We start from the raw sequence: 19,879 nt of genomic DNA, 5'->3' as shown, positions 1-19,879 counted from the left end.
TAATATAATCCCCCAAGGAGGAAATTCAAATGACTAAAATTGGTATTAATGGATTTGGACGTATCGGACGTGTGGTATTCCGCGCAGCTCTTAACAACCCTAACGTGGAAGTAGTAGCAATCAACGACTTAACAGACGCTAACACTTTAGCTCACCTTTTAAAATATGACTCTGTTCACGGAACAGTAAACGCAGAAGTATCTGCTAACGGCGACAGCATCGTTGTTAACGGTAAAGAAATTAAAGTTATCGCTGAGCGTGACCCAGCACAATTACCATGGAGCGACTACGGAGTAGAAGTAGTAGTAGAATCTACTGGACGCTTCACTAAAAAAGCAGACGCTGAAAAACACTTAGGTGGATCAGTTAAAAAAGTTATCATCTCTGCACCAGCTTCTGACGAAGATATCACTGTTGTTATGGGTGTTAACCACGAAGCATACGATGCATCTCAACACCATGTAATCTCTAACGCTTCTTGTACTACAAACTGCTTAGCACCATTCGCTAAAGTTCTTAACGAGAAGTTCGGTATCAAACGTGGAATGATGACAACAATTCACTCTTACACTAACGACCAACAAATCTTAGACTTACCACATAAAGACTTACGTCGTGCACGTGCAGCAGCAATGAGCATGATCCCAACTACAACTGGTGCAGCTAAAGCGGTAGCATTAGTATTACCAGAACTTAAAGGTAAATTAAACGGTGGCGCAGTACGTGTTCCAACTGCTAACGTTTCTCTTGTTGACTTAGTTGTTGAACTTGACAAAGAAGTAACAGTTGAAGAAGTAAATGCAGCATTCAAAGCAGCTGCTGAAGGCGAATTAAAAGGTATCCTTGGATACAGCGAAGAGCCATTAGTATCTATCGACTATAACGGATGCACAAACTCTTCTACAATCGATGCATTATCTACAATGACTATGGAAGGCAACATGATTAAAGTTCTTTCTTGGTACGACAACGAAACTGGTTACTCTAACCGCGTAGTTGACTTAGTAGATTACATCGCTTCTAAAGGTCTTTAATTCTTAAGTTTATCAGTGATCAATGACAAAACGAGGGAGAGGGTTTGTTCCCTCTCTCTCTTCTTTCGTTTTAGAAGCAAATGTGATAAGCTTTTGAATGGGTTTTGTCAATCCTAACTAGTCGGAGGGAAATCCAATGAACAAAAAATCAATTCGTGACGTAGATTTAAAAGGTAAACGAGTATTTTGCCGCGTTGACTTCAACGTACCTATGAAAGATGGCAAAGTTACAGACGAGACTCGTATTCGTGCAGCTCTTCCTACAATTCAATATTTAGTAGAGCAAGGTGCGAAAGTTATTTTAGCAAGTCACTTAGGTCGTCCGAAAGGCCAAGTAGTAGAAGAAATGCGTCTTACTCCAGTAGCAGCACGTTTAGGTGAGCTTCTTGGTAAAGATGTGAAAAAAGCGGACGAAGCATTCGGACCAGCTGTACAAGAAATGGTTGCAGCAATGAACGAAGGCGACGTATTAGTTCTTGAAAACGTACGTTTCTATGCGGGCGAAGAAAAGAACGATGCAGAACTTGCGAAAGAATTTGCAGCTCTTGCTGATCTATTCGTTAACGATGCATTCGGTGCAGCTCACCGTGCTCATGCTTCTACTGCAGGTATTGCAGACTACCTACCAGCAGTATCTGGTTTCTTAATGGAAAAAGAGTTAGAAGTATTAGGTAAAGCACTTTCTAACCCAGAACGCCCATTTACAGCAATCATCGGTGGTGCGAAAGTAAAAGATAAAATCGGTGTAATTCGTCATCTATTAGACAAAGTAGATAACCTAATCATCGGTGGTGGCCTTGCTTACACATTCGTAAAAGCATTAGGACATGAAATCGGACAATCTCTATGTGAAAATGACAAAGTTGACTTAGCAAAAGAGTTTATGGAACTTGCAAAAGAAAAGGGCGTAAACTTCTATATGCCAGTTGATGTTGTAATCACAGAGGAATTCTCTGAAACTGCAACAACAAAAATCGTGAATATCGACTCTATTCCTGCTGATTGGGAAGGCGTGGATATCGGACCAAAAACACGTGAAATTTATGCAGATGTAATTAAAAACTCTAAGCTTGTTGTATGGAATGGACCAATGGGTGTATTCGAAATGACTCCATTCTCACAAGGTACAAAAGCAGTAGGACAAGCATTAGCAGATGCAGAAGGTACATACTCTGTTATCGGCGGTGGTGACTCTGCAGCAGCTGTTGAAAAATTCGGCATGGCTGATAAAATGAGCCACATTTCTACTGGCGGCGGTGCGTCATTAGAATTTATGGAAGGTAAAGAACTTCCTGGTGTAGTTTGTCTTAACGACAAATAATCAGCAGCTAAGAAAAAGGACGGTGCAAAGCATGCGTAAACCAATTATCGCAGGTAACTGGAAAATGAATAAAACTCTATCTGAAGCAGTTAGCTTCGTAGAGGAAGTAAAAGGTCAAATCCCAGCAGCTACAGCTGTTGATGCAGTAGTTTGCTCTCCAGCTCTTTTCTTAGAGCGTCTTGTTGCAGCAACTGAAGGAACTGACTTAAAAGTAGGTGCACAAAACATGCACTTCGAAAAAAATGGTGCATTCACTGGCGAAATTAGCCCAGTAGCACTTAGCGACTTAAAAGTGAGCTACGTAGTACTTGGCCACTCTGAGCGTCGTGAAATGTTTGCTGAAACAGACGAAACAGTAAACAAAAAAACGTTAGCAGCATTTGAACATGGTTTAACACCAATCGTTTGCTGTGGTGAAACGTTAGAAGAACGCGAAAGCGGAAAAACATTTGATCTAGTAGCAGGTCAAGTAACAAAAGCACTTGCAGGCTTAACAGAAGAGCAAGTAAAAGTAACTGTTATCGCATATGAGCCAATCTGGGCTATCGGTACTGGTAAATCTTCTTCTTCTGCAGATGCAAACGAAGTATGTGCGCACATCCGTAAAGTTGTTGCTGAAGCTGTTTCTCCAGAAGCTGCAGAAGCAGTTCGTATTCAATACGGCGGTAGCGTAAAACCAGAAAACATTAAAGAGTACATGGCACAATCTGACATCGACGGCGCTTTAGTTGGCGGTGCAAGCTTAGAGCCAGCTTCCTTCTTAGGTCTTCTGGGGGCGGTAAAATGAGAAAGCCAACAGCTTTAATTATTCTTGATGGTTTCGGACTACGTGAAGAAACTTACGGGAATGCTGTAGCACAAGCGAAAAAACCTAATTTTGATCGCTTCTGGAACCAATACCCTCATACAACGCTTACAGCGTGCGGTGAAGCGGTAGGACTTCCTGAAGGACAAATGGGTAACTCTGAGGTAGGTCACTTAAATATTGGTGCCGGCCGCACTGTATATCAAAGCTTAACACGTGTTAACGTTGCAATTCGTGAAGGTGAGTTCGATAAGAACGAAACATTCCAAAATGCAATTAAACACGTAAAAGAAAAAGGTACAGCTCTTCATTTATTTGGTTTACTTTCTGATGGTGGTGTGCATAGTCACATGAACCATATGTTTGCTCTGCTTCGCTTAGCTGCAAAAGAAGGCTTGGAGAAAGTATACATCCATGCATTCTTAGACGGCCGCGATGTTGGACCACAAACAGCAAAAGGTTATATCGATGCAACAAATGAAGTGATTAAAGAAATAGGAGTAGGACAATTCGCGACAATCTCTGGTCGTTATTACTCCATGGACCGTGACAAACGCTGGGATCGCGTTGAAAAATGTTACCGTGCTATGGTGAATGGTGAAGGCCCTACTTACAAAACAGCATATGAGTGTGTAGATGATTCATATGCAAACGGGATCTATGATGAATTCGTATTGCCATCTGTAATGGTAAATGAAGATAACACGCCAGTTGCAACAATCAATGATGATGATGCAGTTATCTTCTATAACTTCCGTCCAGACCGCGCAATTCAAATTGCACGTGTATTTACAAACGAAGACTTCCGTGAGTTCGATCGTGGTGAAAAAGTACCTCACATTCCAGAATTCGTTTGTATGACACACTTTAGTGAAACAGTAAAAGGTTATGTGGCATTCAAGCCAATGAACTTGGATAATACGTTAGGTGAAGTTGTTGCGCAAGCGGGATTAAAACAACTTCGCATCGCAGAAACTGAAAAGTATCCGCACGTTACATTCTTCTTTAGCGGTGGTCGTGAGGCTGAATTCCCAGGAGAAGAGCGTATCTTAATTAACTCACCAAAAGTCGCAACATACGACTTGAAACCTGAAATGAGCATTTATGAAGTAACAGATGCTCTTGTAAATGAAATTGAAAATGATAAACATGATGTTATCATTTTAAACTTTGCAAACTGTGATATGGTTGGCCATTCTGGGATGATGGAACCAACAATTAAAGCAGTAGAAGCAACTGACGAATGTTTAGGAAAAGTTGTAGAAGCAATTCTTGCAAAAGATGGTGTAGCACTTATTACTGCTGACCATGGTAATGCTGATCAGGAGTTAACTTCTGAAGGACAACCAATGACTGCTCATACAACAAACCCGGTTCCTTTCATCGTTACAAAAGAAGATGTACAGCTTCGTGAAGACGGTATTTTAGGAGATATCGCTCCAACAATGCTTACACTTTTAGATGTTGAACAACCGAAAGAAATGACAGGTAAAACAATTATTAAATAATTTAATTACACATATAAAAGGAGAGAAATATTATGCCATCAATTATTGATATTTATGCTCGCGAAGTACTAGATTCTCGTGGTAACCCAACTGTAGAAGTAGAAGTATACACAGAAAGCGGCGCATTCGGACGCGCACTAGTACCAAGTGGTGCATCTACTGGTGAATACGAAGCAGTAGAATTACGTGACGGTGACAAATCTCGTTACTTAGGTAAAGGTGTTCTTAACGCAGTAAATAACGTAAACGAAATTATCGCTCCAGAAATCGTTGGTTTTGACGTAACTGACCAAGCTGGAATTGACCGTGCTATGATCGAATTAGACGGAACTCCAAACAAAGGTAAATTAGGCGCTAACGCGATTCTTGGTGTATCTATGGCAGCAGCTCATGCAGCAGCTGACTTCGTAGGTCTTCCATTATACCGTTACCTTGGTGGATTCAATGCAAAACAATTACCAACTCCAATGATGAACATCATCAACGGTGGTTCTCACGCTGACAACAACGTAGACTTCCAAGAGTTCATGATCTTACCAGTTGGTGCTCCATCATTCAAAGAAGCAATCCGTATGGGTGCTGAAGTATTCCATGCATTAAAAGCTGTATTACATGACAAAGGTCTTAACACTGCAGTAGGTGACGAAGGTGGATTCGCTCCAAACCTTGGTTCTAACCGTGAAGCATTAGAAGTAATCATCGAAGCAATCGAAAAAGCTGGTTACAAAGCTGGCGAGAACGTATTCTTAGGAATGGACGTTGCTTCTTCTGAGTTCTACAACAAAGAAACTGGTAAATATGACCTTGCAGGCGAAGGCCGTGTCCTAACTTCTGCAGAAATGGTTGATTTCTACGAAGGTCTTTGCAACGACTTCCCAATCATCTCTATCGAAGATGGTTTAGACGAAAACGACTGGGATGGCCACAAGTTATTAACTGACCGTCTTGGCAAAAAAGTTCAATTAGTTGGTGACGATTTATTCGTAACAAATACACAAAAACTTGCTGAAGGTATCGAAAAAGGTATCTCTAACTCAATCTTAATTAAAGTTAACCAAATCGGTACTTTAACTGAGACTTTCGAAGCAATCGAAATGGCTAAACGTGCTGGTTACACAGCAGTTGTATCTCACCGTTCTGGTGAAACTGAAGATGCTACAATCGCTGACATCGCAGTTGCAACTAACGCTGGCCAAATCAAAACTGGTTCTATGAGCCGTACAGACCGTATTGCGAAATACAACCAATTATTACGCATCGAAGACGAACTAGGCGAAATCGCTGTTTACGATGGTTTAAAATCTTTCTACAACCTTAAAAAATAATTTAAACATGGTTTCTAACCGTTTAAATTAAGTAATAAAAAACCTCCTATTCATGATAGGAGGTTTTTTATATATTTGTAATGAATGTGAATTAATGTCAATAAGAGGCATAAATATACCATTTATTCATATAGTTTAATAAAAAAATAAAACATAATAGACCTATGACATGTAAAATGATACGAATAGAAAATATTTAAATCAAGAGGAGGAATAGGTTCGTGAGAATAGTTAAACTGAGTACAGCAATAGATAATGAAGAGTCTAATGAAATCACAGAATGGTTAGAAAAGTATATTTTTCCAATTGATTTTCTGGAAGACTGCTACTTTGGTGTAAATACTATTTTATATTCAGTCAATTTAGCCAAGCATCATACAACATTCTATTCAATTGTCCACAACTCCAAACCCGCCACTTTTTCTCCAGATGAGTTAAATACAGTTATATTGGAAGGGTGTAGAAAAACAGGACTAAATGAAGGGTGTTACTATTTTAATGTTAATATTCACGATAATATTGCAAGGGAAGTAGAAAGTATTGGGACATATAGCTTAAAGAGAGCAGACAAGAGCTACGCACTATTTCCGCTGTATTACCTATTAACAGAAAACAGAGCAGTTGAAGGAGGGACAAGTTATACGGGACTTATTGGAAGAAATAAAGATTGGATGCTAACAATTGAATTTAAGAAGGAGATAATCTTTAGAGTACATGGGAGTAAAGAATTTTGTGATGTAGTATATCATGCACTATATAAAATATAAATAAAAATAGAGTGATTTTTTATTGCCTGAAGAAGAACACTAAGTAACGTCTTAGTGTTTTTTTATGCTTTCTTTTGGACAAGTTTTTAGATCATATCCTCTTTATTAAGGACAAGATTATAGGGATATTGTGAACTCGATTAATATATTTAAAGAGGTCTACCCACATTGGGATGTTGCACATTTATATATTTTGAGAACATATCCACTTTGATGGTGATTTCTTTCCTAGAATAGCAAATCCTAAAATTCAGAAAATATAAACTTTTTATATTAGGTCAATGTTTTTGACTTAAATTTCACTCAGAAACACAGTCATATCAACGTTGTAAGCGTATAACATATACCGTTTTCTTTGTCAAGTTGATAAATTGCAGGTTTTTACAATTTATACTATGATAAGGAAGCTAACAGAAGATCGTATATATTATGAAGGATGATGGAGCATGAAATTTACAAAGATTATTGTCCAAGTTGCAGCTCTTTATGTGTTTTACATGATTGGGACATGGGTGCAAGAGATGTTACAGATTCCAATTCCGGGGAGTTTAATCGGAATGTTTCTATTACTTGTCTTACTAGGATTAAAAGTCCTTCCTGTGAAATGGTTCGACTTAGGCGCAGAAACGCTCGTTGCTCTTATGCCGTTTTTATTAATTCCACCGACGATTGGTTTAATGAATTACGGTGCTTTTTTTATGAGTAAAGGAATTTCCCTTTTCATTACTATTGTTGCAAGTACGTTTTTAATTATTATCGTAGCAGGACATACAGGACAGTATCTTGCGAATAGAAAGGAAAAAGAAGTGAAATGAGTAATATAATAATCGGAATTGGTTGGATTATTCTTACAGTCTTACTATATCAATTATCTAAGAAAATTTATCAATGGCTACCAACACCGTTTACAGTTCCAATGCTTGTAGCAACAGCGTTGATGATTGTTTTATTATTAGTGTTAGATATACCATATCAGCAATATATGCAAAGTGGCGGTGGCTGGATTTCTAAATTGCTTGGTCCAGGTGTGGTAGCATTTGCAATTCCTCTTTATAAACAACGTGAAGTTTTAAAAAAATATGTTGTACCGATTGCTGGAGGCGTACTAGTTGGAACAACAGTTGCAATTGCAAGTGACTTGGTTATTGCGACACTTATGGGAACAGATAAAAGTTTAATTTTATCTTCATTACCTAAATCAGTGACAATGCCAGTTGCGATGAGTGTATCAGAACAAGTAGGTGGTATTCCATCATTAACCGCAGCGTTCGTTGTTGTGGCTGGGGTTACAGGAACAATTACAGGGCCGCTTCTACTAAAATGGAGCCGTGTAACAAATTCTGTTGGTAAAGGAATCGGTTTTGGCTGTGCTTCTCATATTATGGGCGTTATGCGTGCAATGAAAAATAATGAGCATGAAGGTGTGATTGGATCGGTAACAATGACATTGACAGCTATATTAACATGCCTGCTCGGTCCATTATTCGCAACATTTTTTATGTAAGATGATGAAATAATTAAGAATGAGAGTTACATGAACGGCTCTCGCTTTTCTATAGGATTTATGCTACATTTAAAATAACTGAATTCTTGTAGGAGGTACGCCAAGTGCATACGTTATTATCAGTTTTACTTATTACCGTATCGATTTTATTAATTGTGCTTGTACTTATGCAATCTAGTAATAGTTCAGGTCTTTCTGGTGCAATTTCAGGTGGTGCGGAGCAGTTATTTGGTAAGCAAAAAGCACGCGGGATTGAAGCAGTCTTAAACCGCATTACAGTTGTTCTTGCTGTATTATTTTTCGCATTAACAATTGGGGTTACGTACTTGAGCATATAAGTTAAGGCTTTGCTTTTTGAAAGATATGGAAAAGGAAGAAGCGTTAGCACATTTGTGTTAATGGTTCTTCTTTTTTTGTATTCCTGTTTAATGGCAGTGAAGAACCAGTTGATAGAAGTTCGCTTTTACTATGTGAAAAAAGTTTCTAATTAGATTATGGAAATGGAACTATGGTAAACTAAGGATAGAAACAATACGACTAGATTACACGAGAGAAAGAGGAGAAGAAGATGAAATTAGCATCTCCGAAACCATTTACGTTTGAAGGTGGAGACCGTGCTGTTTTATTATTACATGGATTTACTGGAAACTCAGCTGATGTACGTATGCTCGGGCGTTACTTAGAGAAAAAAGGCTACACTTGCCACGCCCCGATTTATAAAGGTCATGGTGTGCCTCCAGAACAGCTTGTTCATACAGGTCCCGAGGACTGGTGGAAAGACGTAATGGCTGCATATCAACATTTAAAAGATCAAGGATATGAGAAAATTGCTGCTGTTGGATTATCACTTGGTGGTGTATTCTCTTTAAAACTTGCTTATACGATGCCCATTTTAGGTGTTGTACCAATGTGTGCCCCTATGTACATTAAGAGCGAAGAAATTATGTATCAGGGTATATTGGCGTATGCACGTGAGTACAAAAAGCGTGAGCAAAAATCACCAGAGAAAATTAACACAGAGATGCTTGAATTCAAACAAACACCAATGAATACATTGAAATCACTGCAGGAATTAATTCGTGACGTGCGCAATAATATCGATATGATTTATGCGCCAACATTTGTTGTACAAGCACGCCATGACGAAATGATTAATACAGATAGTGCAAATATCATTTATAACGGTGTTGAATCAAGCTTAAAAGAAATCAAATGGTATGAAGACTCTACGCATGTTATTACGCTTGATAAACAGCGTGATGAGCTACACGAAGATGTATATGACTTCTTGGAGCAACTAGATTGGTAAGATCTAGTTGCCTCTTTTTTTCATAGGACAAAAAGGACGTAAAACCATTCTTTTGGGTGGGAGAGAGCGTCCGACCATGGATAGAAGCGGCCAGGGCCTTTTTTGGCCCCATGCCAAGTGAAAACAAAAGGAGAAAATGAGTGGAGATCTTCTTTTATTTTCATAGCCGCGACTTAGGTATCAGTAAATCGAAATGGATTTATATAGAAATAAACTTTTAAGATGAGAATGAAGCAGCAGAATAAATGATGAAAAACAAGTGCTTATGGAAGTTTCACTTTATACATATGCCGTATTTCGGATACACTAAATAATATAAGGGTTTAAAGGAGGTATTTGTGCTTGGAAGAAATTATTCAAGAACATATTGATAAGTTGTTGTTATTCATGAAAGAAGAAGCGTATAAGCCACTGACGATACAAGAGTTAGAAGAAGCCTTTGGTATTCAAGATTCCGCTGGTTTTAAAGACTTTGTAAAGGCACTAGTTATGATGGAGGAAAAAGGGTTCGTTGTTCGTACACGTAGCAATCGTTACGGTCTTCCGGAAAAGATGAATTTGATGCGTGGTAAAGTAATTGGACATGCACGTGGGTTTGCGTTTGTTGTACCAGAAGAAAAAACGACAGATGATATTTTTATTCCGCCGACAGAATTAAACGGTGCACTGCACGGTGATACAGTGTTAGCTCGCGTTAATTCACAATCGAGTGGTTCTCGCCAAGAAGGTACGATTATTCGTATTATAGAGCGTGGCACAACAGAATTGGTCGGTACATATACAGAGTCTAAAAATTTCGGGTTTGTCCTTCCTGATAATAAGCGATGGACAAGTGACATTTTTGTCCCGAAAAGTGCTTCTATGGGTGCGGTAGATGGTCATAAAGTAGTTGTGAAAATCACAAGCTATCCGCAAGATCGTTTAAGCGCGGAAGGTGAAGTCATTCAAATTCTCGGCCATAAAAATGATCCGGGTGTAGATATTCTATCTGTGATTCACAAGCATCACTTACCATTAGCCTTCCCAGAAGATGTAATGGAGCACGCAAACAGTGTACCAGAAACAATTTCAGAAGAAGATTTAAAAGATCGTCGTGATTTACGTGATGAAGTCATTGTTACAATTGATGGTGCAGATGCCAAAGATTTAGATGATGCGGTAACGGTAACGAAGCTTGAGAACGGTAACTATAAGCTTGGCGTTCATATTGCGGACGTGAGTCATTATGTGACGGAAGGATCTCCAATTGATCGTGAAGCTGCGGAGAGAGCGACGAGTGTGTATCTTGTTGATCGTGTAATTCCAATGATTCCACATCGTTTATCAAACGGAATCTGTTCGTTAAATCCGAAAGTAGATCGTCTAACACTTTCTTGTGAAATGGAAATTAACCATCTCGGTGATGTTGTCAGTCATGAGATTTTCCAAAGTGTTATTAAAACAACAGAGCGTATGACATACTCTGATGTAAGAAGCATTTTAGAGGATGAAGATGAAGCGTTATTGAAGCGCTACGAGCCACTTGTGCCGATGTTCCAAGAGATGGGTAAGTTAGCATCAATCTTACGCGAAAAACGCATGAGACGCGGTGCAATCGATTTTGACTTCAAAGAAGCAAAAGTATTAGTAGATGAAGATGGAAAACCAACAGACGTTGTTATGCGTGATCGTTCTGTAGCTGAAAAGTTAATTGAAGAATTCATGCTTGTTGCTAATGAAACAGTGGCGGAACATTTCCACTGGATGAATTTGCCGTTTATGTATCGTGTTCATGAAGATCCGAAAGAAGATAAACTAGAACGTTTCTTCGAGTTTGTAACAAACTTCGGTTATGCGGTGAAGGGGCGTGCGAATGAAGTACATCCTCGTGCTCTGCAACAAATTCTTGAAATGGTACAGGGGCAGCCGGAAGAAGTGGTGATTTCAACAGTTATGCTTCGTTCTATGAAGCAAGCTCGTTATGACGCGGATAGCCTAGGGCATTTCGGTTTATCAACGGAATTCTATACGCACTTCACTTCACCAATTCGTCGTTATCCAGATTCAATTGTGCATAGATTAATTCGTACGTATATCATTAACGGTAAAGTAGATAACGAAACGCAAGTGAAATGGCGTGAAAATTTACCGGAGATCGCTGAGCATTCCTCTAATATGGAGCGCCGTGCTGTTGAAGCAGAACGTGAAACAGATGAACTGAAAAAAGCAGAATATATGCTTGATAAGATTGGTGAAGAGTACGATGGTATGATTAGCTCTGTCACAAACTTTGGTTTATTTGTCGAACTGCCAAATACCATTGAGGGTCTTGTTCACGTTAGTTATTTAACAGATGATTATTATCGCTATGATGAGAAGCATTTTGCGATGATTGGTGAGCGGACAGGTAACATCTTCCGCATCGGTGACGAAATTACGATTCGCGTTGTTAACGTCAATAAAGAAGAGCGTGCAATCGACTTTGAAATCGTTGGCATGAAAGGCAGTGTGAAACGTAAATTTAAAGATCGTCCGGTTGTCATTGAACAGCCAAAAGGCGGCAGAAAGAAACGTAACGGACGCAGCGATGAACGTAGCAAAGAGCGCGGCAGTGGACGCAGTGGTGGACGTAATAATGAACGCGGTGGTCAAGGAAATGGATCATCTGGTCGTCCAGCGCAAAAAGATGGCAAGAAGCAAAAGCCATTCTTTGAGAATGTACCAGGATTTAAGAAGAAAAAGAAAAAGCGTAAGTAAGAAGATAGTGGCTTCGCTTATATACTAAGCAAGCCACTTCCGCTTTTCATTATCTTTTGTTACAATGATAAAAATAGAGGAGGGACAGATAATGCCAAAAGGTAGCGGTAAGGTTATTGCACAAAATAAAAAAGCATTTCATGATTATTTCATCGAAGAAACATACGAAGCAGGGCTTGTCCTTCAAGGAACGGAAATTAAGGCAATTCGCGCTGGGCGTGTTAACTTAAAGGATGCGTTCGCACGTGTACATAATGGTGAAGTATGGGTACACAATATGCACATTAGTCCATATGAACAAGGGAATCGTTTCAATCATGATCCGCTTCGTACAAGAAAATTACTTCTTCATAAAAAAGAAATCGAAAAGCTTATGGGCTATTCAAAAGAAACAGGTTATTCGTTAATTCCAGTTAGAATCTATTTAAAAAATGGATTTGCAAAAATGGCACTTGGTTTAGCAAAAGGTAAGAAACAATATGATAAGCGTCATGATTTAAAAGAGAAAGAAGCAAAACGCGAAATTGCACGTGCATTCCGTGATCGTCAAAAGATGTAATACAGAAATTTACATTTGTAAAACGGTGCGCATATGATATAATAATTCTTGTAAGGCCAGTTGAACATTGAAAAACAGCTCTTAGTAGCTATCACGATATTTCTTCGTATGCTCCATTTCTATCATGGGGACGTTACGGATTCGACAGGGATAGTTCGAGCTTAGGTTGCGAGTCGAGGGGATCGGCCTCGTTAAAACGTCAAAGCCAATAACTGGCAAACAAAACAATCTTTCTTTAGCTGCTTAATTGCACTAAAGGTTCCTCCCTCCATCGTCCATGTGGTAGGGTAAGGGACTCAAACTAAGTGGACTACGCCGGAGTTCGCCGTCTGAGGGCGAAGGAAGAGAATAATCAGACTAGCAATTCAGAAGCCTGTCGATAGGCCGAAGAGTTCGCGAAATGCCAATATATCGACTACACTCGTAGAAGCTTAAGTGCCGATATTTTTGGACGTGGGTTCGACTCCCACCGTCTCCACCAATACATATTTGGTGGTTTTTTTATTTTGTGTAATTTAAACCATAAGTTGACCATTTTGGACAACTTATGGTTTTATTTGTATTGGGACAATTTATGGTTTCTTTTGTTACATATAAATTCAGAGGATGTTAAGGTTAATTTGTTAGGAATATAATCTTAGCTTGTAATAACTGTTTTTCATTAAGTGTATTATTAATGTCTTATTAAAAAAATGTTTTAGACTATTAAAAAATAGCTGTAGACTGAAAAGGTGTTTTCCATATAGATCATTATTACTCTTGTGTACATATTTCTGCTATTCTTTAACGTCTATAACTAATGTATCAAATAACTTTTCATTAATGTAAACTAGTGTCGCCCATTGATCTGCTTTTGGAAGTATAACATTGGATGGCATTGTTGCATCAGCCCCGTTTGTTGCACCTCCTAGAGTACCATGAGACCACTGAGTTGCTCTTGAATCACTGTCAAAGAATACCTTTTGAATGGCTTTAGTATCTTTATGAAATCCAACAACTGTTACTTTCCCATTCTTAATACCCCAAAAATGCCATAGCCATTTTTCAACTTGATTAACTTTTAAATCTGGACCAATAAAACCTAGTTTAGTCTTATTCCCATTTACTTCAGTTTCTCCTGTGTTGAATGTCGTAACAGTTTTATCCCAATCAATGTTTTTAAAATTTTTTTCAGTAATGTAAGTTGGAGTATCAGCTGGTAAACCTCGTTTCATCACAGTTTGGGATTCCTTAACCTCTACCTTTTGGTTATCAGAACAACCATTTAAAATAAGTAAAGTCCCTATTAGTAAAACAATACTTTTAATATAGACTTTCAATTATATCGCTCCCTTTTTATTGTGACTTTAAAATAAAGTCACGATGTTTGTAAAAAAGTTGCGATACTTTGCTTCTTTCAATTAAAGAATTCCAAGCGAGTTTTAATCAGACTTTTTTATAAAGCTACAAATAGGCCATCCTGAAAATTGTTATTTTGGGATAGTTTCTTTATTTAGTAGGAACAAAGTTATGCTTATGGTGTGTAGTGACAATAAAATTGTTTCATTTACAATAAAGTCGTTTAAAAGATACTAAAGTTCATTAAAAATGGACTTTAGTATAATGAATAGAAATGTACACGTTCATGTAAATGGGGGGAGGAGGGAGGAAAGGTTGTCAATATGAGAAGACTATGGCAGTATATAAGCATATAAGGAACACCCTATAGTTTTTTTGAATTTCAAGTTTGTAATTGCTATTCTTACGAAGTTGTAAAACGGAAATTGAAAATAATTCTTATATATTAGAATTAATGATAACAAGTGGAGGAAATAAAATTATGTCTAATTTACCAAATTGCCCAAAATGTAATTCAGAATACACTTACGAAGATGGAAGTCTTTTCGTTTGCCCAGAATGTGCGCATGAGTGGACTTTAGCATCAGAAACTGAAAATAGTGAAGATACAAAAATTGTTAAAGATGCAAATGGAAATGTTTTAAACGATGGTGATTCTGTAACAGTAATCAAAGATCTTAAAGTAAAAGGAACTTCATTAGTTGTAAAAATCGGTACAAAAGTAAAAAGCATTCGTTTAGTAGATGGAGATCATGATATTGATTGCAAAATTGATGGTTTTGGAGCTATGAAATTAAAATCTGAATTTGTTAAAAAGGCATAAAGTGAAACCTTTAGCAGTAGGGGATTCATCCTACACACTGAAATTCTTGGCTATAAAGTTAAACGTTTATAGATGATCGCAGAAAAATTATAAAAGGAAGCATAACTTTGCATAAAATGCAGGTTTACGCTTCCTTTTTTTGTATGTAAGAATACGTTTTCTCAGAATTATTTATCATAAAGAACAAGACAGAATTGTTCTATCTGTTTGCATTGCAAATTAATCCATTGCTTTTCTCCTCATTATCTGCCAAGCTTAAGAAGATAAAAGACTTCATAGAAAGAAATGAATAGGTGACTAACATGATTGAGATAAAGACTTCTACACTCAGCGATGGAGAGTTCAATAGAGGGGTATTTGCAAAACGTGATATAGCGAAAGGTGAGCTTCTACATGCAGCACCAGTTATTTCTTATCCGAATGAGGAGCATGTTTTCATAGAGAAAACGCTACTTGCTGATTACGCATTTGAGTATGGTATTAACCATACTGCAATCCTTTTAGGTTATGGTATGCTATTTAATCATTCATATAAGCCGAATGCCACTTATGAGATTGACTTTGATAACCACACGTTTAACTTCTTTGCTTACAAGGATATAAAAGCAGGAGAAGAGATACTCATCAACTATAATGGTGAAGTTGATGACGATGAGTTACTATGGTTTGATAAGGAAAAAGAAGAAAACGATAAGTAATAAAGTATGTAAAGAGCACATTCTATTGGATGTGCTCTTTTGTATGCAGTAAAAACTTTGAAAAAAATATAAATTGTTGAAACCAAATAGCTATGTAGGCTATCTAATAAATGGAAGGAGGGATACGATGGACGAGATAAAATTGGTTAAAAAAGCGAGAAAAGGTGACGATGTAGCTTTTGAACAGCTTATTAGTCTACATCAAGACAGGTTGTACCGTACTGCTTATATGTATGTACAGAATAAAGAGGATGCACTAGACGTTGTACAAGAAACAGTGTACAAAGCGTATTTATCCATAGAACAGTTACAGAAACCAAACTATTTTTTGACATGGTTGACACGTATTCTTATACATAATGCCTATCAGTTATTAGGTGAGAAGAAAAAAGTGAAAAAGATAGAAGACGGAAGAGAAGCCGATACATATGAAGCGATGCCTAACAAGTTACATCAAATCGAGCAACATATTGATTTGCAGGGGGCAATTCAAAGGTTGGATGAAAATTATCAAACAGTAATCATTTTATATTATTATTATGATCTTCCAATCAATCAAATTGCTTGGCAAATGAATATACCAGAGGGAACGGTAAAGACATATTTGCACCGAGCGAGAAAGTCGCTAAAAAAATTATTAGGGGGGAGTGATGAGAATTGGATAAACAGTGGTTTGATGACGAAATAAATAAAATTGATGTACCGAAACAAGAACTGAATATGAGTATACAAAAAGGAATTGCTAGGGCAAAGGCAGAAAAACCAGTTAAAAAGATATATAAGAGAAGAAAAATTGCTTTGTTAACTGCAGCTTCAATATGTATAGGTGTACTAGGCTCTGGATTTGTGTTTCCACAAATGAGCCGTGTATTGGCGGAAGTTCCGATTATCGGGAAAATTTATTCGCATTTTCATGATACAATTGGTCAAAATTTATCGGCAAGTAAGCTTGTAACAGAATTAAATCAGCAAGCGGTGAGCAATGGGATTAGCGTAACGATGAACAGTGTGTATTATGATGGTGGTAGAATTGGCGTTACATTTAAAGTAGATAATCCAGATCAAGTAGTGATAAGAAATAATTATGGTAGGGATTTTTATTATGATTTTAAGCTTGTTGATGGGAGTCCGAAATGGATGAGTGCAGCTTCATTTGATGGAAAAATAACAAAAGAAGGTTGGTTTGGGAATATTCACATTGATTATCCAGAAAAAGAGCTTCCACGAAATACAACGTTACCAATTACCATTACATCTATCGGGGACACAAAAGGGACTTGGAAATTTGATATTCCAGTGCAACAATTAGAAAATAAAATTATTAACCCCCACCAATCCATAAGTAGTGAAGATAAAGAACATACATTCAACTTTGAAAAGATTACAGTTGGAAAAGAATCAATTGCAATCGACTATAAAGCAATTTATCCGCTTATAGGGGGGAATGATTTAGCGAGAATTGGAAAAGTGACTGATGATAAGGGAAATGAAATAGATTTTAAAACGTCAGGTATTGAATTTGGAAGAGAAAAAATCGGAAATCAGATAGAATCTGATGAAAGATCTATTTTTGGGAAAATTCCAGTGGGTTCGAAATTTATTACGCTACATCCAAATGTGCGATTGTCTGAAAAAACATCTATTCAGGCCTTAAATAAAAAGACACCATTTGAAATACAAAGTACTCGTAGTGATTTGAAGGTGATCGTTAATAAAATTCAGCATAAAAAACAGCGATTAATTGTGCAATATACACTTCAAAATGTTGATACAAAACATAAATCTATGGACGAATTGATAAATTACGGAGAAGTTATGAATTTAAAGGATTCTTCATATTTGGATAAAGAATTTGCACCAATTGGTCATGTTATAAAGGGCTGCGATGTAAAGGTATTGAATAAGGAAAAGTTACAATTCCAAGCGACATTTAAGTTAGATGGGGAATATGGTGTAAAGAATTTTAGTTTAAAGAATTATGTATTAGATATAGAAATGTCACCATATCATCCTGAAAAGTCATTGCCACCAGTCAAAATTCAATTAAAATAATATGAAAAAGGATGCCCTTAACATATAAGGAGGCATCCTTTTGTGCTTACTTCACACTCCTTTAAACAACTGGCATACAATATGAAATTTCTTTGCAACAGAAAAGAGTGGGTAGTTATATTCAACTCATTCAAAGGTGTTACTATAAAGTGAAATTTTGATTAGTGGGGATTCATCCCTCACCAATCGGGCGTTTATGGGCAATTTAGCCCTCAACTAGCTTCTTTGTTTCTTGCCGAATTTTAAGGTGGGGGTATTAATGTCCGTTAATGGGAGGATAAATTTTCTTCCGTTGTGTCATATATTCTTTTGCATTGCTTTCTTAAAAAAATTATAATTTAATATGAGTATAAACTTTATAAAGTGTAAAAATAAGCTGTATAATATTCAAGTACTTTTATATGAAACGTAAATAGGGAGATATCCGTATTGAAGCTTGCTTAACTATATAAATACAAATTAAAAAACCGACATAAACCCCTTCTTTTTAGGTGGGAGAGAGCATCCGGCCATGCATAGGAGCGGTCAGATCCTTTTCCTGCCCTAGACACAGTGAAAACAAAGAGAGAAGACGAGTGCAGGTCACCTGTTGTTATCCATAGCCGCGGCTTATATGTCGAAAAATCAAAATGGATTTATATATTCTGGCGAACCTATACGATAAGTAACTATCTGTCTCTTTTCAACAATGTTTACAAGATGAAATTACATTTGCGACATTAGATGAACGGGTGAAATAGTTGGAAGAGGATAAGCGGATTGCTTTAAATTTGTTCGAGCTCCCTATAGTATAGAAGATAATACTTTTTAAGAATAATTATTTAGTAGAAATAGAGGAAATATAATATGGATATTCATGTAGTATATAAGCATTTACAGAAAATGCTATCAAAAGAAAACCTAAAAAAGAACGAACCTTTAAAAAAACATACGTATATAAAAGTAGGAGGAAACGCTGATATCTTTGTGACACCTGCTACATATACTGAAATTCAAGGTGTTGTACAATATGCTACTACACACAACATTCCACTTACGCTTTTAGGGAACGGATCCAATGTCATTATAAAAGATGGTGGAATTCGTGGAATCACATTAAGCTTAATCAACATGAAAAAGATTACTGTGACGGAGCATACAATTACAGCACAAAGTGGTGCGGCGATTATTGATGTATCAAGAGCCGCATTAGAACACAGTTTAACAGGACTTGAATTTGCCTGTGGGATCCCTGGAACTGTCGGTGGTGCACTGTATATGAATGCGGGTGCGTATGGTGGTGAGATTGCGCATGTATTGACAAAAGCCATTGTAATGACAAACGAAGGGGAGTTATACCATCTATCAAGAGACGACTTTGATTTTGGTTATCGTAAAAGTACGTTTGTAAACAATCATTACATTATACTGGAAGCGACCTTTGAACTTGTAAGAGGTATCGATAAAGATATTAAAGGAAAGATGGACGATCTTACTCATCTTAGAGAAACAAAACAACCATTAGAGTATCCATCGTGCGGGAGTGTTTTCAAGCGACCGCCTAATCACTTCGCTGGGAAACTCATTCAAGACAGCGGACTGCAAGGAACAAGAATCGGCGGTGTACAAGTTTCGGAAAAACATGCCGGGTTTATGGTGAATGTTGATAATGGAACAGCACAGGATTATGTGGATTTAATTCATTTTGCTCAAAAGACGGTTCAAGAAAAGTTCGGAGTGACATTAGAAACAGAAGTAAAAGTAATTGGCGAAGACTGATTCGATTGTTCAGGAAAAATGATCACAACATCGCAAATGGATGAATGTAAGTAACCGTATCGTGACTATCACAATCGTGTATTTAGCCCTCTAGCAAAATAAGATTGAATTGGCTATTATAGAAATAAGAATTGCTTTAAAATAGGTCTGTATGTAATTGACAATAATATTTTAATTCAATATAATGACTATAATATTATACATAATATACGTTGAAAGAGCCCAGTAGCAGTTTGTCACTGTTATCAAGAAAGCTAGGGGTTGATGCAACCTAGCACAAACAAACTTGTGAATTACACTCTAGAGTATCTTAGGTAATGCTAAGCGGAGTAGCAATCGATA

Annotated in this window: 18 protein-coding genes, 1 other RNA gene and 1 other annotated feature (1 of these 20 only partly in view); of the genes, 18 read left to right on the top strand and 1 reads right to left on the bottom strand. The window is 37.3% G+C overall.

The features are described 5' to 3' along the window. Positions 1-29 precede the first annotated feature (29 nt). The 13 genes from QUF99_RS26280 (at position 30) to ssrA (ending at position 13,349) form a co-directional block, all read left to right on the top strand. Complete coding sequence (locus QUF99_RS26280; protein WP_003201932.1) at positions 30-1,034, top strand: ArsJ-associated glyceraldehyde-3-phosphate dehydrogenase; 1,005 nt, start codon at positions 30-32, stop codon at positions 1,032-1,034. A gap of 136 nt (positions 1,035-1,170) precedes the next feature. Next, entirely contained in the window at positions 1,171-2,355 is a 1,185-nt protein-coding gene (locus QUF99_RS26275) for a phosphoglycerate kinase (RefSeq protein WP_289374002.1), read from the top strand. Between the two features lie 31 nt (positions 2,356-2,386). Next, entirely contained in the window at positions 2,387-3,142 is a 756-nt protein-coding gene (gene tpiA / locus QUF99_RS26270) for a triose-phosphate isomerase (RefSeq protein ID WP_289373999.1), read from the top strand. Continuing rightward, complete coding sequence (gene gpmI, locus QUF99_RS26265; protein WP_289373998.1) at positions 3,139-4,668, top strand: 2,3-bisphosphoglycerate-independent phosphoglycerate mutase; 1,530 nt, start codon at positions 3,139-3,141, stop codon at positions 4,666-4,668. Before tpiA ends, gpmI begins: the two co-directional genes overlap by 4 nt. Before the next feature lie 32 nt (positions 4,669-4,700). Then, entirely contained in the window at positions 4,701-5,993 is a 1,293-nt protein-coding gene (gene eno, locus QUF99_RS26260) for a phosphopyruvate hydratase (RefSeq protein WP_286122632.1), read from the top strand. A 221-nt stretch (positions 5,994-6,214) separates the two neighbouring features. Then, entirely contained in the window at positions 6,215-6,760 is a 546-nt protein-coding gene (locus tag QUF99_RS26255; RefSeq protein ID WP_289373997.1) for a hypothetical protein, read from the top strand. A 446-nt stretch (positions 6,761-7,206) separates the two neighbouring features. Beyond that, a complete protein-coding gene (locus QUF99_RS26250) occupies positions 7,207-7,575 on the top strand; it encodes a CidA/LrgA family holin-like protein (protein WP_286122630.1) in 369 nt (122 codons plus the stop codon). Continuing rightward, positions 7,572-8,264 carry an LrgB family protein gene (locus QUF99_RS26245; protein ID WP_289373994.1) on the top strand — a complete coding sequence of 231 codons (693 nt, stop codon included), beginning with the start codon at positions 7,572-7,574 and terminating at the stop codon, positions 8,262-8,264. The genes QUF99_RS26250 and QUF99_RS26245 overlap by 4 nt, the downstream gene beginning before the upstream one ends. Before the next feature lie 104 nt (positions 8,265-8,368). After that, positions 8,369-8,602 (top strand): preprotein translocase subunit SecG, encoded by a 234-nt coding sequence (secG, locus tag QUF99_RS26240; RefSeq protein WP_289373992.1) that lies wholly within the window; start codon positions 8,369-8,371, stop codon positions 8,600-8,602. Positions 8,603-8,832: 230 nt separating this feature from the next. Further along, positions 8,833-9,573 carry an alpha/beta hydrolase gene (locus QUF99_RS26235; protein ID WP_289373990.1) on the top strand — a complete coding sequence of 247 codons (741 nt, stop codon included), beginning with the start codon at positions 8,833-8,835 and terminating at the stop codon, positions 9,571-9,573. 387 nt (positions 9,574-9,960) lie between these two features. Further along, a complete protein-coding gene (gene rnr, locus QUF99_RS26230; RefSeq protein ID WP_483298646.1) occupies positions 9,961-12,309 on the top strand; it encodes a ribonuclease R in 2,349 nt (782 codons plus the stop codon). Between the two features lie 91 nt (positions 12,310-12,400). After that, positions 12,401-12,868: an SsrA-binding protein gene (gene smpB, locus QUF99_RS26225; RefSeq protein ID WP_289373986.1), complete on the top strand. Its 468-nt coding sequence runs from the start codon at positions 12,401-12,403 to the stop codon at positions 12,866-12,868. 126 nt (positions 12,869-12,994) lie between these two features. Then, positions 12,995-13,349: a transfer-messenger RNA gene (ssrA, locus tag QUF99_RS26220) on the top strand. A 295-nt stretch (positions 13,350-13,644) separates the two neighbouring features. Here ssrA and QUF99_RS26215 read toward each other — a convergent pair. After that, a complete protein-coding gene (locus QUF99_RS26215; RefSeq protein ID WP_289373985.1) occupies positions 13,645-14,187 on the bottom strand; it encodes a DUF4871 domain-containing protein in 543 nt (180 codons plus the stop codon). Positions 14,188-14,687: 500 nt separating this feature from the next. On the opposite strand from QUF99_RS26215, the gene QUF99_RS26210 reads away from it, so the two are divergent. From QUF99_RS26210 to murB, 5 genes are all read left to right on the top strand, one after another. Further along, positions 14,688-15,029, top strand: a complete 342-nt coding sequence (locus QUF99_RS26210) for a zinc ribbon domain-containing protein YjdM (protein WP_289373984.1) — start codon at positions 14,688-14,690, stop codon at positions 15,027-15,029. 302 nt (positions 15,030-15,331) lie between these two features. Then, positions 15,332-15,727: an SET domain-containing protein gene (locus tag QUF99_RS26205; RefSeq protein ID WP_289373983.1), complete on the top strand. Its 396-nt coding sequence runs from the start codon at positions 15,332-15,334 to the stop codon at positions 15,725-15,727. A 127-nt stretch (positions 15,728-15,854) separates the two neighbouring features. After that, the gene (locus QUF99_RS26200; protein WP_289373982.1) at positions 15,855-16,415 is read left to right on the top strand and encodes a sigma-70 family RNA polymerase sigma factor; all 561 of its coding nucleotides are present in this window, start codon (positions 15,855-15,857) and stop codon (positions 16,413-16,415) included. Further along, a complete protein-coding gene (locus QUF99_RS26195) occupies positions 16,385-17,779 on the top strand; it encodes a DUF4179 domain-containing protein (RefSeq protein WP_289373981.1) in 1,395 nt (464 codons plus the stop codon). Before QUF99_RS26200 ends, QUF99_RS26195 begins: the two co-directional genes overlap by 31 nt. A gap of 882 nt (positions 17,780-18,661) precedes the next feature. After that, positions 18,662-19,537: a UDP-N-acetylmuramate dehydrogenase gene (murB, locus tag QUF99_RS26190; RefSeq protein ID WP_483298645.1), complete on the top strand. Its 876-nt coding sequence runs from the start codon at positions 18,662-18,664 to the stop codon at positions 19,535-19,537. 203 nt (positions 19,538-19,740) lie between these two features. Further along, positions 19,741-19,879, top strand: a binding site (T-box leader) (it continues 84 nt past the right edge of the window).

The organism is Bacillus sp. DX4.1 (assembly GCF_030348195.1).
Classification (GTDB): Bacteria; Bacillota; Bacilli; order Bacillales; family Bacillaceae_G; genus Bacillus_A.
Note: the sequence above shows the minus strand (reverse complement) of the source record. Positions and strands in the feature narration are given on the sequence as shown.